Raw genomic sequence first — 25,643 nt, 5'->3', positions numbered from 1 at the left:
ACTGAAAGCGGGGTACGTCGCTCAACCCTTCTTCTCGATGAGAAACAGGAACTCCTTGTTGGGCGTCTCGGCTGCCCTGCTCCAGTCATTGGTCCACCGCATCGTCGACATGACATTCCTTCGATAGTCGATCTCCTCGACCTCGACAAGTTCTCCAATGTCGTTGATGACATCCCTCAGCTCCTGGGCGGTTGCTCTTCCTCCCGAGCTGTACGACAGGATGATGTTCCTCGCCCGAACCTCCTTGAGCGTTCGATGTATCGCCTCCAAGGCCAGGAATCTGCCGGAGGAGCCTCGGCGGAAATCCTCGAACACCGAGGAGCCTGCGATATCGCTGGAATCGACCCGCCTCTTCGCCTTACCGAACGTCTCCGGCCGGTCATTGAGACACACCGTGGTCCAAAGATGGTAGTAGGCGGAATACCTCACTCTCGATGGCGGCATCTTCTCGTTATTCGATCCATATGGAGGATCGAGATACGCGACGTCCACCTCGACATCGGGCAAGAGATCGAAGATATCCATGCGCGTCACCGTGTGCGTGCCGTCGACAGGCATCAGCCGGGGCAACTTCAGGTCCAACGCCTTGTATGACCGGGGGGACCAATCATTCAGGTAGGACACGTGATGACCGAGGGTGTTATCTACCGCATCCAGAGCGAGCATCAGCGCGGATAACAACACGCAGCGATCCACCTCGCTGATCGACAAGCGATCGATCTCTTCCCTGATGGCATCGAGCTTGCGAGTGTTATGAATCTGCCAGGGCTTCTTCAGCCCGTCGAACCCGAGGGAGCCGCCCGAGCTCACGCTTCCGCCGTAATTTTCGGTGAACCAACCATCCACAGGCGCAAGGCCATTCAAGTGGGCGATCAGCTCCCGATAATAGGACATGGGCCGATCATGCTTCAGGTACGCCGATGCGAGTGTCTCGGACCATACCGATCGATCGTTGGAGTGGACGGTATATCCTGAACGAGCGAGCGCCTGGGACACGCGCGTACTGCCGGAAAAGCCGTCAAGTACGGTCGTGGGAGACACTCTCTTCACCATCTCGAGAATGTGGGGAAGAAGCTTGAGTTTCGAACCAGCGTACTTGATGCCCTCCGTCGGCGGAGCCTCTTCGAGACGGACAGCGGAAAGCAAGCCAGCTGCACTCATCGAAGATTTCCTCCGATCTTCTGAGCTTCGATATCGGCACGCAATTCACCAAGTGCCCTCTCGTGACCGGCCGTTGTCGCCAACAAGGCATGAGAAAAGAGCTTTACGAGAACGGTGTTGTGCGCATAGCCGATCCAGCCATCGGTCACGCTGTCGAAGTACTTCAGGCCATTCCGGGTGTGCGTCCAAAGGCCTCGTTGAAGCGCGTTCGCCGTCGCCCCGCCGTATCGAACCTCGCAAATGTAGCCACCGCCGGAATCATAAAACCGATAAACCGGATGAAGGCGTCCTTTACCCTGGTCCTCCAGAACGATTCGAGAGACGCTCTGCTGCGCCCTCTCGTGATCGAACACGAGAATATTGCAGCGGTTCTTCTTCTCGTCATAGATAAGAGGAAGCACGTTCAAGGAGCCAAACCCTGAAAAGACTTCCGACCTCCAAAGAGCATCGATGGCATCGCCCTGGATGAGCGGACCGATCTCCTTGAGCGCGGGAAACATTCGAAAATTCTTGTCCGTGGACAACTGAAGAGGTCCGTCTCCGTATGCCTTGAGGCTCAGAGGAAACGATTCGTTCGTAATGTCGTTCGTAATCGTTACGTCTTCTTCGTTCGATTTTGCCCGATAAAGATCCTTCCCTACGTGTAACGAGCTGAAGTCGTACATGTATTGGTTAATGAACTCCGCAATGGCGACCTCCGCGAGATCGCCATGCGTTTTGTTACCAATGAGCCTCATCGTGAAGATGTTACTGAGAGTTGTGGTGATCAACTCCGGATTCTTCTTGATAAGAAGCCTGAGGCGTACGGAAAATTCTTTATAGAGACTCATTGGATTGCTACCGATTCCTTCTGATCGCTCTGGAGTTCACCCGAATCGGAGCGTTGTCGGCCTACCGAGCCCTTCTGAGCATCGATTATAGACGAAGCCCCGCAGCGGTGCGGGGCTTCGAGGGTGCGGGGCTTCGCTATTTCCGGGCTCAGAAAGTCGCTACAAGCCCGTCCGGAGAATCTCGACGCGCCAGCGCTGGTCGTCACCGACCCGTTGGAACGAAGCCCATTCGGGCCCGATCTCCAAGGGTCGACTGCCAAGCGGTGCGGGCTGGACATCGATGCCGGGACGAGGTGAATTGGGATAGTTCGTCCACGGCTCGAGCGGGGCGCCGTAAGGATTCACGGGATAATCCTGGAAGCGTCCCGCCGGTGCGTGATAGTGCACCGCGCCTCCTTCGACATAGAGCCGATAATTGCCGTGGTCCACCAGCGAGTGGAGGCGATCCGCCCGCCATTGCCACTGTTTCTCGTAGGTGATGTTCTCACAGGTATCCGTGATGACGCTCCGGGTGGAAGGCTGCACGGACAAGCAGCGGAGCGAGCCGCGATTGACGTAGCGGCTGGACGCATCCAATCCCCACATCTGTCGCCGGTCGGCCGCGTTGCAGGTAGCCAGGCCCACGTTACCCTGGTTGTCGCGCAGGCAAGCGCCCGAACCGGTGGCACTACGGATCAGCACCGTGATCTCCGCGGAAAGGTACGGGTCGGACATGTCCAGCACGAAGTCGGCAAGCACCGACCGTGTATCCACTCCCTTGTCGTGGCGCACATCGGCGCGCTGCCACCACCACTCTTTACGGTCGAGGTCGTAACCTCCGGACACGGTTACCTTGGCCATGTCCTCGTAGTCACCCGGGAGCTTCCATTCCGATAGCGTGTTGAAAGCCGCCGCACGCATCATGGGCGTCATCTTTTCCTCCGTCAGCTGGGGCATGTCGGCACCCCAACGTTTGATGAGGACATTCTCCAGCTTTGGAGCGATCAAGGCTTCCCATGACACCGAACCGGGTCCACTGGGAGCGGCGAGCATCGAGTAATCGTTGAACGTCATGCTGAGGCTCGTTTGCCACTTGTGCTCATAGCCGAAGGAAAGATTGAATGGGACCTTCGAAGCGAGCACATCGTCGGGCTTGCCCGTCGAACTCAGTTCCGTCCCGGTGGAACCGCCGACGGTGAACCCGCGACTATCGGTGTCGACCTGGGTGTATTCGGTGCGGCCGTCCGTCACAGGAAAGTGGTCCATGTAAGTCGGCGCGGCACCCTCCATCGCCAGGCTGTGCCGAAGGCGATATTTCAATGGCAGATAGGCACCCCACAGGTTCTTCCTGTCCCGGTCGCCATCGACGATGCCCGCGCGTTTCGGCTTCACCGAAACCTTCGATGTCAAGGTGATGAGCTTCAGGTCGGTCGAGCGTGTACGGCTACGCACGACGTCGATGCCGGTAACGCCCAAGATCTCACCGGAGGGATCGACGAAGTTGACATCGAAATGCCGGGCGGGCAGCACCGCCGCACCCTCGACCGCTTCTGCTGCCGACAGACGATACTGTCCGCCCTCGGCCGGATCGGGCTGCTGCCTCACACTGGCCATCATGGCCGATAGAAGATCCGCCACATCCGCCACCTGCCCTTCCGGTGCGGCGAATACCTCCACCCCCCCATCCGCGTTTCGATGGAAGAGGGCGTCGCCGGCCGTCGGCGCGATGCCGAACAGTGGCGTGACCAGGGAAGGAGCGACCGGCGCCGGCCCATCGCGTTGCAACAGGACGGGGACGCCAGCGTTGAACAGTCGCTTCAGCGATGCGGCCTGGTTCTCGGCGAGTGGAAGAACGTCCGTGCCCAGGACGGCCAGGACGTCGCCGGGCGACAGGGATGACAAGCGGTCGATATCGTCCGATAGAAGGCCGGCGGCGGACATGGTCGCGGCGCCCCGGTTGTCCGGCCGCGAAGGACCGGCTGGCGAGCCGAAAACCACCAGCGTCGCCGACGGCGGCAAGGCGGGACTCCCGCCCGTGCCCTTGGTGGAGGCTGCGGCAAGCCGGTTCGAGACCGCCGCCAGGTCGGACGCGACCGAGGGAAAGGTCAGGCCGAAACCGACGGCCAGCGTGAGGGAACGGATAGCAAGAGTGGGGATTCTCATGGGGGACCTCCTTGTGCGTAGTCCGGTTTCGACGTTAGTCCCGTCCGGCGGCCACCCAGTGAGAGCATTCTCACTCCAGGCCACCTCCCCAACGGAGAGAAACGCACACTTACCTACTTTTCTCGTCACGAAGAGCGAAGATGCCAACACGACCACGCCACGACGGCAGGAACTTCCGTGCGAATCGCCGCCAGCACCTACAGGGACGCCGGGCACCGCTTACGCGGGCCCGGGATGCCTGCCCGTTTCCTCCCGGCCTCATCCACCGACAGCCCCTCTTCCCGGCCCTCCACCCCTGTATAATCGGCCAGGTAATGCACGGTGGGAGAAGCGGAAGGACCCGCTGCCGAAGGCGCAACGCCCGTAATCGCTCAGGCCCCAAAACCACCGCGCGGTCATCACTCTGGAGAGACCGGTTCGATCCGGCGCCGAAGGTGCAAGAGGCTCCCGCCTCCAAACTCTCAGGCAAAAGGACAGAGGGGCGCCCCACGTGCCGGCACGGCGCGTTATTTCGGATGCCTCCAAGCCCATGAGCCATAAAACCTCTCCTTCGCTGCGCGACCTCGAGAACCACGGCGCCTTCATCGAGCGCCACATCGGCCCCAACGACACCGAGATCGCCGAGATGCTGCGCGTGGTCGGCCACGACACGCTCGACGCGCTCACCGACGCCATCGTTCCCGGCTCGATCAAGTCGCCCGCTCCGCTCGCCCTGCCCGCCGCGGTCACCGAGGAAGAGGCGCTGGCGAAGATCCGCGCGATCGCCGACCGCAACACCGTCTTCCGCAGCTTCATCGGCCAGGGCTACTACGGCACACTCACGCCGAACGTCATCCTGCGCAACGTGCTCGAGAACCCCGCGTGGTACACGGCGTACACGCCGTACCAGGCGGAAATCTCGCAGGGCCGCATGGAAGCCCTGATCAATTTCCAGACGATGGTCGCCGACCTCACCGGCATGGACATCTCCAACGCGTCGCTGCTCGATGAAGGCACCGCCGCGGCCGAGGCCATGGCGCTGGCCAAGCGATCCGCCAAGTCGAAGTCGAACGTGTTCTTCGTGTCCAGGGACGTCCATCCGCAGACGCTCGAAGTACTGCGCACCCGTGCCGACGGCATCGGCATCGAACTGCACGTGGGCGACGACAGCGAAGGCGCCACGGTGGATAGCTTCGGCGTGCTGTTGCAGTACCCGAACACCTTCGGCCGCATCAACGACTACAAGGCGCTGGCCGATGCGACGCACGCGCGTGGCGGCGTCGTCTGCGTCGCCACCGACCTGCTCGCGCTCACCCTGATCGCCGCGCCGGGCAGCTGGGGCGCGGACATCGTGGTGGGCAACACGCAGCGTTTCGGCGTGCCCTATGGCTTCGGTGGCCCGCACGCGGCCTACCTCGCCTGCCGTGACGCATACAAGCGCTCGATGCCGGGCCGCCTGATCGGCGTCTCCGTGGATACCGAGGGCAAGCCGGCCTACCGTCTCACGCTACAGACGCGCGAGCAGCACATCCGTCGCGAGAAGGCCACGTCCAACATCTGCACCGCGCAGGTGCTGCTCGCCGTGATGGCCAGCATGTACGCCGTGTACCACGGTCCGGAAGGGCTGGTCCGCATCGCACGCCGCACGCACCGCCTCGCGACGATCCTCGCCGTGGCGCTGCGCAGGGCCGGCATCGCCGTCGGCGGCGACTTCTTCGACACGCTGCATATCACCGGCATCGAGGCCAAGGCGGTCCACGCCAAGGCCGCCGACGCGGGCGTCAACCTGCGTGCCATCGACGCATCCAGCGTCGGCATCAGCCTCGATGAGACCACCACGCGTGCGGACATCGTCGCGCTCGCAGGCATCTTCGGCGCCAGCGTCGGCGACATCGACGCACTCGACGCCGAGGTCCACGACGCCCTGCCGAAGCCCCTGCTGCGCGACGTCGACTTCCTCCAGCATCCGGTCTTCAACACGCACCACAGCGAGCACGAACTGCTGCGTTACCTGCGTGGGCTGGCCGACAAGGACCTCGCGCTCGACCGGACGATGATCCCGCTGGGCTCGTGCACCATGAAGCTCAACGCCACCGCCGAGATGATCCCGGTGACGTGGCCGGAGTTCGCCAACATCCATCCGCTGGCGCCGGCCGACCAGGCCCAGGGCTACAAACAGCTGATCGACGAGCTGGAAGCGATGCTGGTGGAATGCACCGGCTACGACGCCGTCAGCCTCCAGCCGAACTCCGGTGCGCAGGGCGAATATGCCGGCCTGCTCGCCATCCGCGCCTACCACCGCTCGCGCGGCGAAGGCCACCGCGACATCTGCCTCATTCCGGAATCGGCGCACGGGACCAATCCCGCGTCGGCACAGATGTGCGGCATGACGGTCGTGGTCACCCGTTGCGACGCGAACGGCAACGTGGACGTCGACGACATCCGCGAGAAGGCCGAGAAATATGCCGACCGCCTCGCCGCCATCATGATCACCTACCCCTCCACGCATGGCGTGTTCGAGGAAGACGTGGTCGCCATCTGCGAAGCGGTGCACAAGCACGGCGGCCAGGTCTACACCGACGGCGCCAACATGAACGCCCTGGTCGGCGTGGCCAAGCCGGGCAAGTGGGGTTCGGACGTCTCGCATCTCAATCTGCACAAGACCTTCTGCATCCCCCACGGCGGTGGCGGCCCGGGCGTCGGCCCGTGCGCGGTCAAGTCGCACCTCGCTCCCTTCCTGCCGCGCGCGTTCGGTGGCGAGGGCGATGTCGGCATGGTCAGCGCGGCCACCTTCGGCTCCGCATCGATCCTTCCGATCTCGTGGATGTACATCACGTTGATGGGCACGGAAGGCCTGCGCAAGGCGACCCAGGTGGCCCTCCTCAACGCCAACTACATCGCCAAGCGCCTCGCGCCGCACTTCAAGACGCTGTACACGGGCCGCAACGGCCTGGTGGCGCACGAGTGCATCCTCGATCTGCGCCCTCTCAAGGACGCCACCGGCGTCGGTGCGGAAGACGTCGCCAAGCGCCTGATCGACTTCGGATTCCACGCCCCCACCCTGAGCTTCCCGGTGGCCGGCACCTTGATGGTGGAGCCGACCGAAAGCGAATCGCAGCACGAACTCGACCGCTTCATCGACGCCATGATCCAGATCCGCGACGAGATCCGCGCGGTGGAGGACGGTCGCCTGGACCGCGAGGACAACCCCCTGCGCAACGCCCCGCACACGGCCACGATGGTCACGGGCAGCGAGTGGACCCACGCCTATCCGCGCGAACTGGCCGCGTTCCCGCTGCCGTCGCTGAAGCTGTCGAAGTACTGGCCTCCGGTGTCGCGCGTGGACAACGTCTATGGTGACAAGAACGTGATGTGCGCCTGCATCCCGATCGATGCGTACAAGGAAGACGTGGAGGTGTAAAACCGCCTCCTGGGGGAGCCGGCTTTGCCCTAAACTGCGCTCCTGGCGCCGCCCGGTTCGGGCGGCGCGATCTTCCAAGGTGACTACATGACCCAGGAAACGCCACGCGACGATAGCCTGCTAGGCCTGCTGAGGGGTGTCGAGGACTTCAGCCACAAGGTCTTCCCCGAACGGCAGCACCTGTTCGACGAACTGGCCGAGGGCCAGAGCCCGCATACCCTGTTCATCACCTGCGCCGATTCCCGCGTGGTGCCGGAGATGATCACCCAGACCCAGCCCGGCGAACTCTTCGTCTGCCGCAACATCGGCAACATCGTGCCGGGTTATGGCGAGATGCTCGGTGGCGTGTCCGCCGTGGTCGAGTACGCGGTGATGGTGCTCGGCGTGCGCCACATCGTGATCTGCGGCCACACCGACTGCGGCGCCATGAAGGGCCTGCTCAATCCCGATTCCACCAAGGACCTGCCCACGGTCGAGGCATGGCTGCGCAACGCGCAGGCGGCCAAGAGCACCGTGTTCGCGCGCAAGCTGGAAGGCGCAGAGGCCATGCAGGCGGTGATCGAGGAAAACGTGCGCCTGCAGCTCACCCACGTGCGCACGCACCCGGCGGTGGCCGCGGCCATGGCCAACGATGCCATCACCCTGCAAGGCTGGGTCTACGACATCGGCGACGGCACGGTGTCCATTCTCGACGAGGCGGCCAACCGCTTCCTCCCCCTTGCCGAGGCGATCAAGCGCGAGCACGGCGCATGATCCTTCCGGGGCGGGCCCACCTCGGGCACATCCTGCGTTACGTCGGGCGGCCGCTCATCTGGCTGCTGGCCTGGGACGTCGCGGTGACCGCCCTGTGGTACTTCATGCACCCGCGCTGGACGGCCGAATTCCCCGCCCTGCCCCTCACCCTCCTCGGCTCCGCCGTGGCGGTGTACCTCAGCTTCCGCAATACCACCGCCTATGCGCGCTGGTGGGAGGCGCGGACGCTCTGGGGTGCGATGGTCAATGCCTCGCGCACGCTGGGCCGCGAGGCGGTCACGCTGCTTCCCAACCGCACGGCCGCCGCGACCGTGGTGCATCGGCAGGTCGCCTACGTGCACGCGCTGCGCCTGCACCTGCGCCGGCAATCCCCATGGGACGAACTGGGCGCACGCCTTCCCGACGAGGAAATCGCCGCGCTGCGCGGGGTCGCCAACGTGCCGAACGCCATCCACGCGCGCACGGCGGCATGGATCGGCGAAGCGCGTCCCGAGCCGATCCTGCTCGCGGCCATCGCACGCACCTTGTCCGACATTTCCAATGCGCAAGGTGGCATGGAACGGATCAAGAACACCCCATTGCCGCAGCAGTACGCCACGTATCCGGCCATCTTCACGCATGGATTCTGCCTGCTCCTTCCGCTGGGGCTGGTCGAGACGCTGGGCCTGTACACCCCGCTCGGCTCCACCGTGGCGGGTTTCCTGTTCCTGGCCTTGCTGCAGATCGGCAACGACATGCAGAACCCCTTCGAGAACCTCGAAGACGACGTGCCGCTGACGACCCTCACCCGCGGCATCGAGATCGACCTGCGCGACTCCCTCGGCGAGGCGCATGGCCTGGAGCCGGTGAAGCCGGTCGACGGCATCCTCTGGTAAATCTTCTCGAAGCATGACCGTTGGCACGGGACAACCGGCCGCGGAGCGATTTCAATCGAGATAAATCCCGGCTTCACGGAGGTTCACCCTTGCGCGCCTTTCGTTCGATCGCCCTCGCCGCCGCACTCGTACCCCCCTTGGCGGGCGCCACCTCCGGCCCGGCCGAATGGGTGAATCCACTGATCGGCACGACGAACGGAGGGAACGTCTTCCCCGGTGCCGTCGTTCCTTTCGGCATGCTGCAGTTCAGTCCGGAAGCCTCGCCCCTGCCGGGAAAGAAGGCACCCATCGCGGCACCCGGCGGTTATGAATATCGCGCCGATGCCATCCGTGGCTTCAGTCTCACCAACGTCGAAGGCTGGGGTTGCGCGGGTGGTTCGGGCGACGTGCCGATCATGCCGGTGGCGGACGAGGTCACCGTCTCGCCGTCGACGGACTTCCGCCATGCGTATGCATCGAAGTTCTCGCACGCGAACGAAACAGCCAAAGCGGGCCACTACCACGTGACGCTCGACAACGGTGTGGCCGTGGACCTTACCGCCGCGTTGCATTCGGGCGCGGCACGATTCGCCTTCCCCGCCGGCAAGCCGGCGAACGTGCTTGTGCGTGCCTCCGATTCCGAGGCCGGCTCCGAGAAGGCCAGTGTCACCGTCGACAAGGGTGGAAGACGCGTCACGGGCGAAGTGACCAGCGGCAATTTCTGCGGCTACATCAACGAAGCCGACCGGCGCAGCTACTACACGCTCTACTTCGTCGCCGACTTCGATCAGCCGTTCACCTCCACGGGTACGTGGCAAGACACGAGCGTGCACAAGGGCGGCACGCACGCGGAAGGCGGTACGGGTTACGGCGAAAAGGGGTTCCCGGCGGCGGGAAAGGGCTCCGGTGCGTGGGTCGGGTTCGCCAAGGGAACCGGTGTGGTGAATGTTCGCGTCGGCATCTCGTACGTCAGCCTCGCCAATGCGCAGGCCAACCTCGATGCCGAGAATCCGAAGGGCACGACATTCGAAGCCCTGCGCGACAAGGCCGTCGACGCCTGGAACGCACGACTCTCCCACATCGACGTCGAAGGCGGTACGCCCGACCAACGCACGGTGTTCTACACCGCGCTGTATCACGCGCTGATGCATCCCAACGTCTTCAGCGACGTCAACGGCGAGTACCGCGGTTTCGACAACGCCGTGCATCGCGTCACCGGCAGCCAGAAGGCGCAGTACGCCAACTTCTCCGGCTGGGATGTCTACCGGTCGCAGTTGCCGCTGGTGGCCTGGCTGGAACCGGAGACCGCCAGCGACATCGCGCAGAGCCTCTACAACCAGGCGCAGCAGAACAATGGTGTATGGGATCGCTGGACGCACAACAACGGTGGCACGCATGTGATGAACGGCGATCCGTCCGCCGCCGCGATCGCCGGCATGTATGCCTTCGGTGCACGCGACTTCGACGTCAAGGGCGCCCTTGCCTCGCTGGTGCACGCCGCTGACAATCCGACCGCTCTCGATACCTCGCACGATGGCTGCGAAGTCGAATGCGTGGGCCAACGCCCCGGGCTCGACGCCTGGTTGAAACTGCATTACATCCCGGTCGGCGCGCCCGCCTGGGGGCCGGCCGCCGATACGCTGGAAACCGTCGCCGCCGAATTCGGCATCAGCGCGCTCGCAGGGCGCCTCGGCGACACGGCTACCTCCGCCCGCTTCCTGGAACGTGCGCAGTATTGGCGCAACCTCTTCGACCCGAAGGCGACCCCGGAAGGGGGCTACATCCGTAACCGCAATGCCGGCGGAAGTTGGGCGCTGGTGAAGGACGACGACAAGGAAGCCCCGCACGCGTTCACGCCATCCACGGAAGACGGCTTCGTCGAAGGCAGTGCCGCACAGTACGTGTGGATGGTGCCCTTCAACGTCGGTGGCCTGTTCGACGCCATGGGCGGCCGGGACAAGGCGCGCAAGCGGCTGGACGCGTTCTTTTATCAGCCCGACGGCAGCTTCGCCGTGACCAAGTCGGGCCCCCTGCACGCCGAGTTGGACAACGAGCCGTCCATCGGCACGCCCTGGCTCTACAACTACGCCGGACAGCCGTGGAAGACGCAGGAACTGGTCCGCCGCGTGCTCGACACGATCTGGCTCAACGCGCCCAACGGCATTCCCGGCAACGACGATCTCGGCGAAATGTCGTCGTGGTACGTATTCGCCGCGCTCGGCATCTATCCGTCGATTCCAGGCCGTGCGGAAATGGTGACAGGCAGCCCGCTGTTCACCCGCGCCGTCGTGCATCGCGAGAACGGCGACGTGACGATCGAGGCGCCGAACGCGGGCATCGGCAAGCCCTATGTCACCGCGCTGAAGGTGGACGGCAAAGTGTCCACGCGCGCGTGGCTACCGGAATCGTTCGCACGGAAGGGCGGCAAGCTGCAATTCGACCTGTCGGACAAGCCGAACACCTCGTGGGCGACGAAACCCTCGGACGTCCCACCCTCCTTCGACAAGCGCTGACCGGCTGTTTGTGGGAGCCCGCATCTCAAGTCGAGGTGCGGGCTCTTCGGTTAGAACGTGTCGCGTCGCAGGCGCAACGCATTACCCACTACCGATACGGAACTCAGGCTCATCGCCAGCGCGGCGATCATCGGTGACAGCGTCACTCCCAGCAGCGGGTACAACACACCCGCCGCCACCGGCACGCCGACCGCGTTGTAGATGAACGCGAAGAACAGGTTCTGCCGGATGTTCTTCACGGTGGCCTCGGACAAGGCCCTCGCCCTTGCGATACCGGCGAGGTCGCCTTTGAGCAAGGTCACCGATGCGCTCTGGATCGCGATGTCGCTGCCGTTGCCCATGCCGATGCCGATATCCGCGGCGGCAAGCGCTGGTGCATCGTTCACGCCATCGCCCGCCATCGCGACCTTCAAGCCCTTCGCCTTGAGCGAGGAAACGAGACGGGCCTTGTCCTCCGGTGACGCACCCGCGTGCACCTCGTCGATCGGCAGCGATGAGGCGACGGCTTTCGCCGTGACCTCGTTGTCGCCCGTCAGCATCACCAGTCGCACGCCTGCCTCGTGCAAGGCATCCAACGCGGGCTTCGTCGACGGCTTGACCGCGTCGGCAAGCGAAAGCAGCGCGGCCAACCGGCCATCGATGGCAAGGAACATCACCGTGGCGCCTTTCGCGCGTGCCTTCCCGGCCGCCTCGTGCGCGACGCTGACATCCACGCGGTCATCTTCCATCAACCGCGCATTGCCAATGGCGACGTCGCGCCCGTTCACTCGTCCAGTGACACCGCGCCCCACCGCCACCTGGAACCCGGATACCGTAGGGATCGCCAGTCCCTCGCCTTCGGCGGCGGCGACGATCGCGGCGGCCAGTGGATGTTCGCTGGGACGTTCCAGCGCCGCGGCAAGAGCCAGTGCTTCCGCACGATCGGAACCGAAGCTGCGCAGCTCGGTCAGCACCGGCTTGCCTTCCGTCAGCGTGCCGGTCTTGTCGAATACCAGCGTGTCGATCTCGCGCAAAGTCTCGATCGCTGCCGCGTCGCGGAACAGTACGCCCGCCTGGGCACCGCGGCCACTGGCCACCATGATCGACATCGGCGTCGCCAGGCCCAGGGCGCAGGGACAGGCGATGATCAGCACCGACACCGCCGCCACCAGCGCATGCGCCAGCGAAGGCTGCGGGCCCACGGTCCACCAAACGGCGAAGGCGAGCATCGCTACGATCACCACCGTGGGCACGAACCACGCGGCGACCTTGTCGGCGACGCGCTGCAAGGGTGCGCGTGAACGCTGCGCTTCGGCCACCATCGCGACGATGCGCGAAAGCACCGTGTCCGCGCCCACGTGATCCACTCGGATCGTCAACGCACCGTGCTGGTTCTGCGTACCGGCCGTGACCTTGTCGTGCGCGCGTTTCGCCACCGGCATCGCTTCACCGGTGAGCATGGATTCGTCGACGTGGCTCTCGCCATCCAGCACGCTGCCGTCCGCCGGAACCTTTTCGCCCGGCCGCACCCGCACGTGGTCGCCGACTCGCAGGCTGTCCAGCGGCACGTCTTCCTCGCGACCATCCTCGGCCACCCGGCGCGCGGTTTTCGGCACCAGCCCGAGCAAGCCGCGCAAGGCCTCTCCGGTCTGGCGGCGTGCGCGAAGCTCCAGGAAATCGCCCAGTGTCACCAGCGTGACGATCACCGCGGCCGATTCGAAATACACGTCGACCATGCCGTGTGCGTTGCGCATGGTGGGCGGGAACGACGACGGGAAAAGGAATGCCACGGCGCTGTACAACCACGCCACGCCCGTACCCAGCGCGATCAAGGTGTACATGTTCGGCGACCACGGCATCAGCGAACGCCAGCCGCGAGCGAAGAACGGCGCGCCGCCCCACAGCACCACCACGGTCGCCAGCAAGGCCTCGCCCCAGCGCGCCAGCGACGACCAGGGCTCGGGCCACGTCATGTCGACGAGATGCGGCCCCATCGCGACGAGGATCACGGGAATCGTCAAGCCCACCAGTAGCGCCAGGCGCCGGCCGAGCGCGCGGACTTCACCATCGTCCTCGTCCAGTGTCGGCATCGCTGGCTCCAACGCCATGCCGCACTTCGGGCAGGAGCCCGGGCCGACCTGGCGTATCTCCGGATGCATCGGGCAGGTGTAGATCGTGCCTGGCGGCGCTTCCGGTTCAGGCTCCTTCGGGCCAAGGTACTTGCCCGGCTCGGCGACGAACCGCTCGCGGCACCGCGCGCCGCAGAAGTGGTAATCGTGGCCTTCATGCGTGGCGTGGTGCGGCGTGGTCGCCGGGTCCGCCGTCATGCCGCACACGGGATCCTTCACCACGCCGGCCTGTGCGCCGGCGTCGTGTCCACAGCAGGCGCGGCTCATGCGTTCGGCTCCGCCAGCGCCTTGAGGATCGGGCAATCCTCCGGCGCCCCATGCCCCGGACAGGCCTCCACCAGCTCCGCCAGTCCGTCGCGCACGCGCTGCAACTCCGCGATGCGCTCGTCGATCGCCTGCAAGCGTGCCGCGGCGCGCTCGCGCACGCCTTCCACGCCGCCATGCCTGTCAGCCGACAAGGCCAGCAACTCTCTGATTTCCTCCAGGGTGAAACCCAGGTCCTTGGCCCGGCGGATGAACCGCAGCCGCGAAACGGCGCTCTGGTCGTATTCGCGGTATCCGGAGGGCCGGCGCCTGGGTTCGGGCAGGAGCCCTTCCCGCTCGTAGAACCGGATGGTGTCGATGGCGACGCCCGCGCTCTGCGCGATGCGGCCGATGGTGAGGGCGGTTTGGGTGTTCATGGGGTTGAGTCTAGACCTTTGATACAGGTCTAGAGTCAAGAGGGAATGTTGGCGTCATCTGTCGGGCTCCCTTCACCTTGTCACTGCTTGCTGTCGAAAGCCCTTAACTGACGTCGACCCACTTTTCCGACACAGCCCATAACCAGACGGGTAAGGCCGCTTCACCCACCGGCCCGATCGGGCCCCGGAGGAGCGATGTGCGTTAACCATCCCACTGATCGAAAGCAGTCTTTGACAGGGGTACGAATTCTTCAATCAGCCACCCGATGCCGACACTACAGTGCGAGGGACCATCGCTGTCCTTCCGGGTGCGGACGTGAACACCATCGATCCAAACGATCCCTATGCGCGGACGGCGCAGATCTTTCCACGCCTCGACGAGTCCATGATCGACACGGCGCGGCACTACGGCGTCGAGCAGGATTTCCAGGCGGATACGCTGCTATACGCCCGCGGCGAACGCGCGGTGTGCTTCTTCGTGATCGTGGCAGGCACCGTGGAAGTGTTCGATCTCGACGCTTCCGGGCAACCGGTCGTCTTCGCGACCCATACCCATGGACAATTCACCGGTGAGCTGGACCTGCTGAACCAGCGGGAGGTCCTCGTCTATGCGCGTGCCATGGCCGGAACGCGCGTCATCAAGATCGAACGCGATGCCCTGAAGCGCATGCTGGCGGCCGAGCCGGACATCGCCGAGATCGTCATGCGCGCACTGATCCTTCGTCGTGTCGGGCTGATCCAGAACGGCACCGGTGGCGTCCTCATCGTGGGCGGTGCGCACGAGGCCGCGACACTTGCCCTGCAGCGCTTCCTCACACGCAACGGCTACCCGCATCGCCTCATCGATACCTCCGATGCCGGTGCCGAAGACCAGGTGCTCGAAGGCATGGGAACCACGGCCGAGCGACTGCCGGTGGTGATTTTTCCCGATCAAAGCGCTCTCAGCCGGCCCTCCACCGCCGAACTCGCCGATCGTCTCGGCCTGACCGAGGCGTTCGACGACGCGCTTGTCTACGACGTGGTGGTGGTGGGCGCCGGTCCGTCGGGACTCGCCGCCGCCGTCTATGCGGCCTCCGAAGGCCTGAACACCGTCGTCATCGAGGGCCTGGCCCCGGGTGGCCAGGCCGGCACGTCGTCGCGCATCGAGAACTACCTGGGCTTCCCCACCGGCATCTCGGGACAGGCTCTGGCGGGACGCGCCCACATCCAGGCGCAGAAATTCGGAGCGCGGCTCGCCATCTCGCGTTTCGTCCGTTCCCTCGAATGCGACGAACAGCCGTATCGCCTGAAGCTGGAGGGCGGCGAAGAGGTGCGCACACATGCCATCGTCGTGGCCACGGGGGCGCGCTACCGGAAGCTTTCGGCGGTGGACTACGAACGTTTCGAGGGTAGCGGCGTGCACTATGCCGCCACGCCGATGGAGGGCAAACTCTGCCAGGGGCAGGAAGTGATCGTCGTCGGTGGCGGCAATTCGGCAGGGCAAGCGGCCGTCTTCCTCTCGCGCACGGCGTCGATGGTCCACCTGGTGGTCCGCGCCGGCGGCCTGGCGGCAACGATGTCCAACTACCTCATCGAACGGATCGCGCACTCCACGCGGATCACCCTGCATGTCCACAGCGAGATCGTCCGTTTCGAGGGCGACGAGCACCTCGAATCGGTGGCGTGCCGTCGCCGTGACACCGGCGAGGTCGTCGTGCATCCGGTCGGCAACGTGTTCGTGATGATCGGAGCCGATCCCAATACCGACTGGCTCGGCGATTGCGTGGGCATCGACGCGAAGGGCTTCGTGGAAACCGGACGGGCCTGCGCCGGCATCCCCGCGACCTCGCCCTATGCCACCAGCCGCCCCGGCATATTCGCCGTGGGTGACGTCCGTTCCGGATCGGTGAAACGCGTCGCATCCGGCGTCGGAGAGGGGTCCGCCGTGATCCAGGCGGTGCACGAACACCTCGCATCGATCCGTCACGACTCTCTGGCCGCGGCCGAGCCGGCCTCCCCCATCGCGATGGCCTGAACCGGCGGTAGGAACACAATCTTTCATCCTGGAGACACCATGTTCGTCATTCGCCACGCTTCCGAACGCGGCCACGCCAACCACGGCTGGCTCGATTCACACCACAGCTTCTCGTTCGCCGACTACCGCGACGAAGAGCACGTCCACTTCGGTCCGCTGCGCGTCATCAACGAGGATCGTGTCGCCGCCGGAGCCGGTTTCGGCACGCACTCCCATCGCGACATGGAAATCATCAGCTACGTGCTCGAAGGAGAACTGGCCCACAAGGATTCGATGGGCAATGCCGTCGTGATCCGGCCTGGCGAAGTACAACGCATGAGCGCCGGTCATGGCGTGACGCATTCGGAGGAAAACAACGCGGTCACCGAGACCCATTTCCTGCAGATATGGATCATCCCCAACCAGCTGAACCTGGCGCCCGGGTATGAGCAGAAGTTCTTTCCCGATGCGGAAAAGCGCGGCAAGCTGCGCCTGGTGGCGAGCCAGTCCGGCGAACACGGATCGGTGACGGTTCACCAGGATGTCCGGATCTACGCGGGGCTGTTCGGCCCCGACGAAACCGCGCATCACACGATCGATTTCGAGCGTCTGGTGTACGTCCACGTGGTCCGTGGCAGCGTGCATGTCAACGGTCACCCGCTGTCCGCGGGCGACGCTGCCAAGATCACCGGCGAGGAACGCGTCGTGCTCTCCGATGGCGTGGATGGCGAGGTGCTGCTGTTCGACATGGGCGAGTTGCAGCCGCCTCGCTAGGTCACATCGCGCCGATCTGATGCATGAACGCGAGGTTGTCTTCGAGATGCCAGTTGTCGGTGACGCGACCAGCCCTGACGCGCAGGATGTCGGTGGCGATGAAGTCGATCGGCTGTCCTTGCCCCTTCCGGCCCATGAACTCGCCAGTAAAGTGGCCGGTGAAGCGAAGATGGCTGACCACCCGGTCACCGACCACCAGGCGCTGCACCACGGCCACCCTCAGGTCGGGAACCGCGGCAAGGAACGCCTTCGAGGCGACCATGGGGCCGGTCGGGCCCTGCGGCCTGCCGGGCGGCAACGTGTGGTCGATGAACGAGGGCGACAGCGCCTTGGAAAGTAGCTGCGCGCTACCGTTGTTCCAGAACCCGTAGAACGCATCCACGGGGGCCAGAAGGGCGTCCACGGACGTGGATGGAAGGCTCTCGTCGACGACCAGTTCCTGGGGTTTCGCGATGGCGACCGCCGCGCGGTCGTCCACCTGGGCGGCGAAACAGGACGGGGCCGCAAGCGCCAAGGCGATGGCAAAAAGGGTGCGCATGAATAGTCCTTCGTTTTGGCCTGAGGGGACGGTGTAGCGCCCGGGCCTTGCCCCGCAGCGCAGGCCCACAACATAATAATTTCCACAAAGACATGTAATTACTCGATCAACTTAGTCAGTCTCAACTGCGAGGCAACATGCTCGACGATCTCAACGAACTTCGAACGTTGCAGCAGGTACTGGCATCGGGCTCGCTCACCGCCGCCGCGAACGCCATGGGCGTCAGCCTTGCCGTGGTGAGCAAGCGGCTCGCCACGTTGGAGCGGCGCACCGGCGTGCGCCTCGTCAACCGGACGACGCGCCGTCTCTCCCCGACGGAAGAAGGTGCACGCCTGATGGTCGAGATCGATCGTGCCTTGGAGGCGATCCGCCAGGGCGAGGAGCTGTTGGCGACCGGTCGCGACGAGCCGGTCGGGACGTTGCGGGTGTCCGCCCCGGTGTCGTTCGGGCGCAGGCACGTGGCGCCCATTCTGGGGGAACTCACGCGCCGCTATCCGCAGCTCGCCATTTCGTTGTCCCTCGATGACAAAGTGGTGGATGTCGTGGGCGGCGCGACGGACGTGGCCATCCGCATCGGTGGCGGACTCGTCGATAGCAGTGCCGCCATGCGCAAGATCGCCGACAACTCGCGCATCCTCGTGGCCGCGCCGGCCTACCTGGATCGTCGCGGCCGTCCATCGACGCCTTTGGACCTGCGCAACCACGACCTGCTGCGTTACGGAGATTTCGTCGCCCCTTGGCGTCTGTACGGCCCGAATGGCGCAACAGAATCGATTCCGGCACCGGCCCGCATGCGCGTCGACAATGGCGATGCCTTGCACGACTGGTGCGTCGCCGGGCTGGGCATCATGTTGAAGTCGATCGTCGACGTCAGCCACGACATGGCGTCCGGCCGGCTGGAACGCGTGCTGCCCGATTGGCATGGTGGCGACCTGCCCATCGTCGCGCTGTTCCCCGATCGAACGAACATGCCGCGAAAAGCCCGTGTTTTCCTGGATGCGATGGTGAATGCGTTCCAGGAAGTCCCTCGGAAATAAGCAAGGCTGGACCTTGGCCGTCCTGCCTTGGCCCAGGAGACCGGTGGCTCCGTTACCGGTGGCTCCGTTGTCACCGATTACGGAAAGGTCTGGCTGTTCACGGTGGCAGGCAAGGCATGGCATGCGAAAGGAGGGAAGCACGCCGCCACGATCGGCCCTTTACCCGTGACAAAGGCGGAGTCGTTCAGCGCGGAATACGTGTAAATCGACGCGCGAAAAAAAGTACCCCGCAACGAGGCACATCGGACCAAGTCCGATCTCGGGCACCCTCGCAAGCCCGTTGTTCGGCCGAGGTAACGCTGTCAGCGATCCAGGTGTGGCTGGATCAACGCTTCAAACCACTTCTGGAAAACCGCCAGCCGCCGCGATCGCTGCCGTCGATGCGGGTACAGCAATGACACCGGCATCGAAGCCGCACGGTAGCCTTGCATCACCTCCACCAGGTCGCCCGAATCCAACAGGTGCTGGACGTCGAAGCGTGGAACCTGGATCAGTCCCAGTCCCGCGAGACAGCAGGCGATATAGCTTTCGGCATTGTTCACGACGACCCTGCTGGATACGTCGACCAGCTGCTCGCCACCGTCGTCGGACAGGTACTCCCACGGTAACGCCCTGCCCGTCTTAGGCGACGCATAACCCACGGCCGAATGTCCGTGCTGCAGGTCGCCAGGCTGGGTCGGTTCGCCGTGCTCACGCAGGTAGGCTGGGCTCGCGCAGTTGACCAAGGCGATGTGGCCCAGTGGACGGCTGACCAGGCTGCTGTCATGCGGCGCACCGATGCGCACCGCGCAGTCCACCCCTTCCTGCACGAGGTCGATGACGCGGTCGGTCGAGCCCAGGACCAATTGAAGCCGGGGATGGCGGCGCAACAAACCCGGCAATGCCGGGGCGATCAGGCGACGGGCGATGCGACTCGGTGCATCGACGACGAGTCGTCCCGACACCTGCCGCCGACTGGCCTGGAACAGCTGATCGATGTCTTCGACTTCGGCCAGCAACGGCCGCACGCGGTCCAGTAACTGTTCCCCGTCGGTCGTCAGCCGCACCTGCCGCGTCGTACGATGCAGCAAGCGCACGCCCAGCTGGCCCTCCAGCTGCTGGATGGCCGCGGATACCGACGCCCGCGGCACATCGAGGGCATTCGCCGCCTTGATGAAGCTGCCCATCTCCGCCACCTGAGCGAACACCCTGTACTGGTTGAATCTGTCCATGCGTCTTGGCCCGTCGGTGTCCTTGCCTCACTTTGTGGTGTAGCCACCATTGATGAGAATGGTCTGGCCGGTGATCCACCACCCATCGCTGACCAGGTGGCGAATGAAGGGGACGACGTCCTCGATGTCCGTGAGGCCTGTCTTGCTGAACGGGGAAAGTGCCGCGGCGGTCTTGTGGTAAGCCACCGCATCCGCGCCTTCAGCGGGATAGAAGAACGGTGTATCCATCGGACCCGGGCCGACCGCGGTCACCGAGATGCCTCGCGCACCGAACTCCTTGGAAGCCGCGCGGGTGTAATGCTCCACGGGCGCCTTGGTTCCGGCATAGGCGGCATAGAACGGGGTGAATGCGCCCAACAGCGAGGTCACCAGCGTGCAGACCTTGCCGTTGTCGTTGACGTGCTTGCCGGCTTCCTTGAGGAAAAAGAAGGCGGTCTTGGAATTGACCGCCGTCATCTCGTCGTACTCGGACTCACTGATCTCGGTGAACGGCTTCTTCAGCACCTTGCCCACCGTGTTGATGGCGATATCCGGCCGACCGACCGCGGCGATGGTGTCGGTGAAGAGCTTCTCGACGGCGGCGGCCGTCGTCAGGTCACCCTGCAAGGCCACGGCTTGCGCTCCGCTGGCCTGTATCGCCTTTACGGTCGCATCGGCATCGGCCTTGGAAGCCGCACTGTTGTAGTGGATCGCGACGGCCTTGGCGCCTTGTCCAGCCAGGTCGCGTGCAATCAGGCCGCCGAGGTTCTTGGCGCCTCCGGCGATGAGAACGACCTTGCCTTTGATGGAATGGTCTGCCACGGGATATCTCCTTCATGAGCCGATGGAGGTTTGAGCTTAGGCCCCTTCATCCCGCCGATAAACGACCCACGGCTGGATGAATCATCCAGTAAAACCATCCAATCAGGGGTGCTCATGCATGACGCGGCGCAGAAGATTTCCTCAGGCAGGAAGCCTCCCGTCATACTCCTCCTTCAACCGTAACCACCCGTCCCAGAACGGCCCGGTCTGGGTACCTTCCATGCGCGCCGCCAGCACGTCGAGGTGCATATGCCAGCCCGCGCTGACGTTCAGTCGCATCGTACGGTCGAGCACACGGCTGTGGATCAGCGTCAACAGGACCTGGTCACCGCTGGACTCCAGTTCGAAGCTGACGCCACCCGTGCTTCCCCAGGTGATCGCCAACTTGCGTGGCGGATCGACCTCCGTGATGGAACCTTCCATGCGGTGCTCGCCGGAAAATCCGGGTGGCCGCTGTCCGGGCGGATCCGTCAATTCGTCGTTGCGCCAGACGAACTCGAAGGTCGATCCCACCTTCATCTCCATCTCGCCGCTCGCCAGCCACTGGCGACGCAGGTCGCCCTCGGTCAGGTAGGCCCAGACCCGCTCGATCGGTCCTGGCAGGACGCGTTGGATCTTCAACGTGGTGGGTTCGATCAGCGTGCCATAGGTATCGGGGGTGGCCAGGTCGGTCATGACGTGTCTCCTTTGGAGGGCGGGGGCTCGTGGGCATCGGCTTGACGCAGGAGCCGGTCGAGCGCGCCCAGACGATCGGTCCAGAAGCGCTCGTAGAAGGCCAGCCACTCGCTCACGCTGGCCAGCGGGCCAGGGTCGAGTCGGCAGATATGGACACGTCCGCGTACCTCGCGGCGGATCAGGCCTGCGTTTTCCAGCACCTTGATGTGCTTGGATGCGGCCGCGAGGGACATCTCGAAGGGTTCGGCGAGCTGGCCCACGGTCCGCTCGCCAGCGGCGAGCTCACGCAGCATGTGCCGCCGCGTGCGATCGCCGAGGGCGTGGAAAATCGGGTCCAGTTGCGGGGCGTCTAATTCAACCATGAGGTTGAATGTACGCAAGCACCACTCGTTAGTCAACCACTTGGTTGAATTATTTTCAGGCCTCGTGCACGGGGTGCGGTGCCGGCCGGTGCAGCATCCGCGAAACGAGCGCAATGATGGCGAGGCCGCCACCGAGCACGCATACGCCCAACCACCCTGCCCGCCGCCACGCCTCCGCGGCGGCGAACGAGCCCGCGGCACCACCGAGGAACATCGTCGTCATGAAAAGCGTATTGAGACGGCTCTTGAATTCGGGATGCAGGCCGTAGATGAGGTGTTGATGCGAGACCAGGGCGATCTGCACGCCGAAGTCGAGCACGATGACGCCGACGATGAGTCCGGCAAGGCTCGTCCATAGCGCGAAGACAGCCCAGGCGAGCACGGTCGCCGCCGCACCCATGGCGATGACCAGCCAGGGCCCACGCCGGTCGGCGATGCGTCCCGCGACCGGCGCCATCGCGACACCCACTGCGCCGACGATGCCGAAAAGACCGGCGGTCGCCGCGCCGAGATGCAAGGGAGGCTGTTCCAGGCGCAGCGCAAGGACGGTCCAGAACGCCGAGAACGACGCGAAGATCACGGCCTGGGTGAGCGCCGCGCGGCGCAGCAGCGGTTCGGCGCGCCACAGGCCCACCAGGGAGCCCAGCAGTTCGCGATAGGGAACACGTCGCGCCGGCCGATGCTCGGGCAGGCGTGTCGCCATCAGCACCGCGCCGATCAAGGCCACGGGAACGGCCAGCCAGAACATCGCCCGCCATCCAGCCATGCTGGAGACGAAGCCGGCGATCGTCCGGCTGAGCAAGATACCGGTGAGCAGGCCGCTCATCACGGTGCCGACCGCGGCACCGCGTTTTTCCGGCGCGGAAAGGATCGTGGCGAAGGGCACGATCTGCTGCGCCACCGTCGCCGCCGCGCCGACGATCACCGAGGCCACCGCCAGCATGGCCAGCCCCGGCGCCACGGCCGCGAGTACCAGCGCAAGGGACAGGACGATGAACTGCACGGCGATGAGCCGGCGCCGTTCCAGCGCATCGCCCAGGGGCAGCAGGAACAGAAGGCCCGCGGCGTAGCCCAGTTGGGTCAGCATCGGAATCCACCGCTCCACCGCGCCGTCGTGCAGGTCCCTCGACATGATGCCGAGCATCGGCTGGTTGTAATAGATATTGGCGACAGCCAATCCCGCCGCCAGCGCCATCGCATACAGTGTGGCGCGGGGAAGACTTGCCGGCTCGGCGGTGGATGGTGGCATGAGGGATTCCTGACGATGGACGGTTATGCGTAACACATGATCGCAGTGTCCGACAGGAAGACGATACGCGCTTGTGCAATTGGTCCCTCTTTGCACGCGCCACGCCAGCCATCGTCTATGCTGGGGCGACGTCCACGGCACGCGCAGGGCAACGACTTGAAGACGATCGGCCTCATCGGCGGCATGAGCTGGGAATCCACCCTGCCCTACTACCGGACCATCAACGAAACGATCCGGGACGAGCTGGGGGGTCTGCATTCCGCGCGCCTCCTGCTCTACAGCGTGGACTTCCATGAAATCGAACGCCTCCAGCACGCAGGTGATTGGGGCGGCGCCGGTGAAGCCATGGCGTCGGCGGCGCGTTCACTGGAAGCCGGTGGCGCGGACTTCCTCGTACTGTGCACGAACACCATGCACCGGGTGGCGGAGGTGATCGAGCGTGCCAGCGCCCTGCCTTTGCTGCATATCGCCGATGCCACCGCCGATGCGCTCTCCCACCATGCGGTCCACCGCGTGGGATTGCTCGGCACGCGCTTCACCATGGAGCAAGCGTTCTATCGCGAACGCCTGTCCGCGCGAGGGTTCGACGTGGTCGTGCCGGACGACGCCGACCGTGACGATGTGCACCGGATCATCTATGACGAACTGTGCCAGGGCATCATTCGCGACGAATCCCGCGAATGCTACCGGCAAGTGATGTCCCGGCTGGTGGACGAGGGCGCCGAGGCAATCGTCCTCGGTTGCACGGAGGTCGCCCTGCTGGTCGACGGCGAAGACGCCAGCGTGCCGCTGTTCGACACCGCCGCCATCCATGCGCGAGCGGCGGCACACCACGCGCTCGGCTGATCGGAATCAACCCGTCGCGAGTCGGTCCAACCGCAGCCGCCCCCGGTTATCGGTCAATCGTGCCGCCGCGAGGTACACCGCCACCATCGAGGCGAGGCAGCTGCCGCCGGCGAGCAGGAACATCAGCAGGATCTGGTACTTCACCGCTTCCATCGGATCGAGGCCTGCGAGGATCTGGCCGGTCATGATGCCGGGCAGGGTCACGACACCGGCGGCACTCATCTGGTTGACGATGGGAATCATGCTGCGGCGGATGGCGTCCCGGCCCAGTTCGGCCGTGGCGGTACGGTAGGTATCGCCCAGCATCAGCCTCGCCTCGATGGCCGATGCCTGTACGCCGACGCCGTCGAGCACGCCGCTGAAGGCGATGCTTGCCGAGTTGAGCACGTTGCCGAGGATGATGCCCGCCAATGGGATCGCGTACTGCGGTGACAGCAACGGATGCGGACGAATGGCGGTCAGCAGCGCGAACAGGCACGTCAGCAAGGCCGGCGTGGCGACACTGGCGAGGCTGATGAGAAAGCCACCGCGTCGAAGACGATGCACGGGCCGCGCTGCCGCTTCGCGCGCGGCCACCAGCACCATCGCGAAGATCACCAGCAGGGTCAGCCATGCTTCGCCCACGCCGAACACGTAGCGAAGTACGAAGCCCACGGCCACCAGCTGCACCACCATGCGCAACGCCGCCAACAGCAATCCGCGATGCAGGCGCAAGCGGAACACCAGCGAGATCACCGCGTCGAGCAGGATCAGCGTCGACGCCACCGCGAGGTCGTAGGGATGCAACGAGATGACGTTCATGCCGGCATGAGCCTCCCCCGGTTCATGGTGAACGTGCGATGGGCCATGCGCTGCGCCTGCATGGCGTCATGCGTCACCATCACGATAGCCTTGCGCTCCCGGCTCCATTCGACCAATAAGGCTTCCACGGCCTCGGTCGCCGCCGGGTCGAGGCCACTGGTGGGCTCGTCGAGCAGGAGCACCTCGGGCTGCCGGGCCAATGCCCTGACCAGGGCCAGGCGTTGCCGCTCTCCGGTGGACAGCACGCGGATCTCACGTTTCATGATGTCCGGAGGAAGCAGGAGACGCGCGGCCGTCGCCACCGCCGTATCCATCATCGAAAGCTCGAAATGCCCGCTCACCGTGGATGCCCACCATCCTGCCTGTGCGGGCACCAGCATCACGCGGCGGCGCCAGCATGCGGCCGCGATCGCGTCGCGCGGCTCCCCGGCGAGTGTGACCTTGCCTTCCCCGGGATCGAGATCCGCCAACAGGCGCAGCAGGAGCGACTTTCCCGCGCCGGATGCACCCATGACCGCCAACCGTTCACCAGCGGCCAGGGTAATGGATACCGGTCCGACGCCAAATCCGTTCAGTTCCTGGACAGAAAGTAGTTGCGACTGAAGCATCATGGTGCGTCATGATCCTGCGGATAGTGGTGCCGCGTTCAAGGCGCGGCATGGTGTGCGAAGAGGGATTTCGCCGGGCGGCCGCTGCCATGTTGCCATGGTGTTACGGATGGCTTAGCGCATGCTTTGGGCAGAAACGCACGCTGTAAGCACACCGTCATGAAACGGACAGCTGCATCTAAGGTGACTTTGGCATCGTAGCGGGAACGCCCGGATCACAGGGCATGCACGAGACCTTTCATGTCGACGGTCGTTTCAGTCAAGCGGGTAGAACCGGTCGTGCCGCGCACTCCACTGCACGGTCGGG

21 protein-coding genes and 1 riboswitch are annotated in these 25,643 nt (G+C 64.7%); of the genes, 8 read left to right on the top strand and 13 right to left on the bottom strand.

Going from position 1 to position 25,643, the window contains the following annotated elements; translation table 11 throughout:
• Nucleotides 1-21: 21 nt before the first annotated feature.
• The 3 genes from J2T07_RS13275 to J2T07_RS13265 form a co-directional block, all read right to left on the bottom strand.
• Entirely contained in the window at nucleotides 22-1,161 is a 1,140-nt protein-coding gene (locus J2T07_RS13275; protein ID WP_306850561.1) for a DNA adenine methylase, read from the bottom strand.
• Nucleotides 1,158-1,991, bottom strand: a complete 834-nt coding sequence (locus J2T07_RS13270; protein WP_306850560.1) for a hypothetical protein — start codon at nucleotides 1,989-1,991, stop codon at nucleotides 1,158-1,160. Before J2T07_RS13270 ends, J2T07_RS13275 begins: the two co-directional genes overlap by 4 nt.
• A 159-nt stretch (nucleotides 1,992-2,150) precedes the next feature.
• Nucleotides 2,151-4,133 (bottom strand): RICIN domain-containing protein, encoded by a 1,983-nt coding sequence (locus J2T07_RS13265; protein WP_306850559.1) that lies wholly within the window; start codon nucleotides 4,131-4,133, stop codon nucleotides 2,151-2,153.
• Nucleotides 4,134-4,526: 393 nt separating this feature from the next.
• Nucleotides 4,527-4,620: riboswitch (glycine riboswitch) on the top strand.
• Between the two features lie 42 nt (nucleotides 4,621-4,662).
• Here J2T07_RS13265 and gcvP point away from each other — a divergent pair.
• The 4 genes from gcvP (at nucleotide 4,663) to J2T07_RS13245 (ending at nucleotide 11,653) form a co-directional block, all read left to right on the top strand.
• The gene (gene gcvP, locus J2T07_RS13260) at nucleotides 4,663-7,533 is read left to right on the top strand and encodes an aminomethyl-transferring glycine dehydrogenase (protein ID WP_306850558.1); all 2,871 of its coding nucleotides are present in this window, start codon (nucleotides 4,663-4,665) and stop codon (nucleotides 7,531-7,533) included.
• A gap of 87 nt (nucleotides 7,534-7,620) precedes the next feature.
• Nucleotides 7,621-8,286, top strand: a complete 666-nt coding sequence (locus tag J2T07_RS13255; RefSeq protein WP_306850557.1) for a carbonic anhydrase — start codon at nucleotides 7,621-7,623, stop codon at nucleotides 8,284-8,286.
• A complete protein-coding gene (locus tag J2T07_RS13250; RefSeq protein ID WP_306850556.1) occupies nucleotides 8,283-9,161 on the top strand; it encodes a bestrophin family protein in 879 nt (292 codons plus the stop codon). Before J2T07_RS13255 ends, J2T07_RS13250 begins: the two co-directional genes overlap by 4 nt.
• An 89-nt stretch (nucleotides 9,162-9,250) precedes the next feature.
• Complete coding sequence (locus tag J2T07_RS13245; RefSeq protein WP_306850555.1) at nucleotides 9,251-11,653, top strand: GH92 family glycosyl hydrolase; 2,403 nt, start codon at nucleotides 9,251-9,253, stop codon at nucleotides 11,651-11,653.
• Between the two features lie 50 nt (nucleotides 11,654-11,703).
• Here the strand turns inward: J2T07_RS13245 and J2T07_RS13240 are convergent, their stop codons facing one another.
• Entirely contained in the window at nucleotides 11,704-14,028 is a 2,325-nt protein-coding gene (locus J2T07_RS13240; protein ID WP_306850554.1) for a heavy metal translocating P-type ATPase, read from the bottom strand.
• Nucleotides 14,025-14,441: a heavy metal-responsive transcriptional regulator gene (locus J2T07_RS13235; protein ID WP_306850553.1), complete on the bottom strand. Its 417-nt coding sequence runs from the start codon at nucleotides 14,439-14,441 to the stop codon at nucleotides 14,025-14,027. Before J2T07_RS13235 ends, J2T07_RS13240 begins: the two co-directional genes overlap by 4 nt.
• 316 nt (nucleotides 14,442-14,757) lie before the next feature.
• Here J2T07_RS13235 and J2T07_RS13230 point away from each other — a divergent pair, with 316 nt between their 5' ends.
• Together J2T07_RS13230 and J2T07_RS13225 are read left to right on the top strand one after the other, a co-directional pair.
• On the top strand, nucleotides 14,758-16,455 hold the full coding sequence (locus tag J2T07_RS13230; protein ID WP_306850552.1) for an FAD-dependent oxidoreductase: 1,698 nt from the start codon (nucleotides 14,758-14,760) through the stop codon (nucleotides 16,453-16,455).
• A 39-nt stretch (nucleotides 16,456-16,494) separates the two neighbouring features.
• Nucleotides 16,495-17,208, top strand: a complete 714-nt coding sequence (locus J2T07_RS13225; RefSeq protein ID WP_306850551.1) for a pirin family protein — start codon at nucleotides 16,495-16,497, stop codon at nucleotides 17,206-17,208.
• Nucleotide 17,209: 1 nt separating this feature from the next.
• On the opposite strand, the gene J2T07_RS13220 is transcribed toward J2T07_RS13225, so the two are convergent.
• A complete protein-coding gene (locus J2T07_RS13220) occupies nucleotides 17,210-17,746 on the bottom strand; it encodes an ester cyclase (RefSeq protein ID WP_306850550.1) in 537 nt (178 codons plus the stop codon).
• A 137-nt stretch (nucleotides 17,747-17,883) separates the two neighbouring features.
• Here J2T07_RS13220 and J2T07_RS13215 point away from each other — a divergent pair, with 137 nt between their 5' ends.
• Complete coding sequence (locus J2T07_RS13215; protein ID WP_306850549.1) at nucleotides 17,884-18,783, top strand: LysR family transcriptional regulator; 900 nt, start codon at nucleotides 17,884-17,886, stop codon at nucleotides 18,781-18,783.
• A gap of 302 nt (nucleotides 18,784-19,085) precedes the next feature.
• On the opposite strand, the gene J2T07_RS13210 is transcribed toward J2T07_RS13215, so the two are convergent.
• From J2T07_RS13210 to J2T07_RS13190, 5 genes are all read right to left on the bottom strand, one after another.
• Entirely contained in the window at nucleotides 19,086-19,994 is a 909-nt protein-coding gene (locus tag J2T07_RS13210; RefSeq protein WP_306850548.1) for a LysR family transcriptional regulator, read from the bottom strand.
• A gap of 27 nt (nucleotides 19,995-20,021) precedes the next feature.
• Entirely contained in the window at nucleotides 20,022-20,795 is a 774-nt protein-coding gene (locus tag J2T07_RS13205; protein ID WP_306850547.1) for an SDR family oxidoreductase, read from the bottom strand.
• 141 nt (nucleotides 20,796-20,936) lie between these two features.
• A complete protein-coding gene (locus J2T07_RS13200; RefSeq protein WP_306850546.1) occupies nucleotides 20,937-21,470 on the bottom strand; it encodes an SRPBCC family protein in 534 nt (177 codons plus the stop codon).
• Nucleotides 21,467-21,850, bottom strand: coding sequence for an ArsR/SmtB family transcription factor (locus J2T07_RS13195; RefSeq protein WP_306850545.1), 384 nt, complete (start codon nucleotides 21,848-21,850; stop codon nucleotides 21,467-21,469). Before J2T07_RS13195 ends, J2T07_RS13200 begins: the two co-directional genes overlap by 4 nt.
• 37 nt (nucleotides 21,851-21,887) lie before the next feature.
• On the bottom strand, nucleotides 21,888-23,081 hold the full coding sequence (locus tag J2T07_RS13190; protein ID WP_306850544.1) for an MFS transporter: 1,194 nt from the start codon (nucleotides 23,079-23,081) through the stop codon (nucleotides 21,888-21,890).
• Nucleotides 23,082-23,198: 117 nt separating this feature from the next.
• Between J2T07_RS13190 and J2T07_RS13185 the strand changes: the two genes are divergently transcribed.
• Nucleotides 23,199-23,927: an aspartate/glutamate racemase family protein gene (locus J2T07_RS13185; RefSeq protein WP_306850543.1), complete on the top strand. Its 729-nt coding sequence runs from the start codon at nucleotides 23,199-23,201 to the stop codon at nucleotides 23,925-23,927.
• Between the two features lie 6 nt (nucleotides 23,928-23,933).
• Here J2T07_RS13185 and J2T07_RS13180 read toward each other — a convergent pair whose 3' ends face one another.
• Together J2T07_RS13180 and J2T07_RS13175 are read right to left on the bottom strand one after the other, a co-directional pair.
• Nucleotides 23,934-24,728, bottom strand: a complete 795-nt coding sequence (locus J2T07_RS13180) for an ABC transporter permease (RefSeq protein ID WP_306850542.1) — start codon at nucleotides 24,726-24,728, stop codon at nucleotides 23,934-23,936.
• On the bottom strand, nucleotides 24,725-25,339 hold the full coding sequence (locus tag J2T07_RS13175) for an ABC transporter ATP-binding protein (RefSeq protein WP_306850541.1): 615 nt from the start codon (nucleotides 25,337-25,339) through the stop codon (nucleotides 24,725-24,727). Before J2T07_RS13175 ends, J2T07_RS13180 begins: the two co-directional genes overlap by 4 nt.
• Nucleotides 25,340-25,643: the final 304 nt, after the last annotated feature.

Origin of the sequence: Luteibacter jiangsuensis (assembly GCF_030812295.1) — a bacterium.
Classification (GTDB): domain Bacteria; phylum Pseudomonadota; class Gammaproteobacteria; order Xanthomonadales; family Rhodanobacteraceae; genus Luteibacter; species Luteibacter jiangsuensis_A.
The sequence above is the reverse complement of the archived record's forward strand: the minus strand, read 5'-3'. Positions and strand labels throughout refer to the sequence as shown.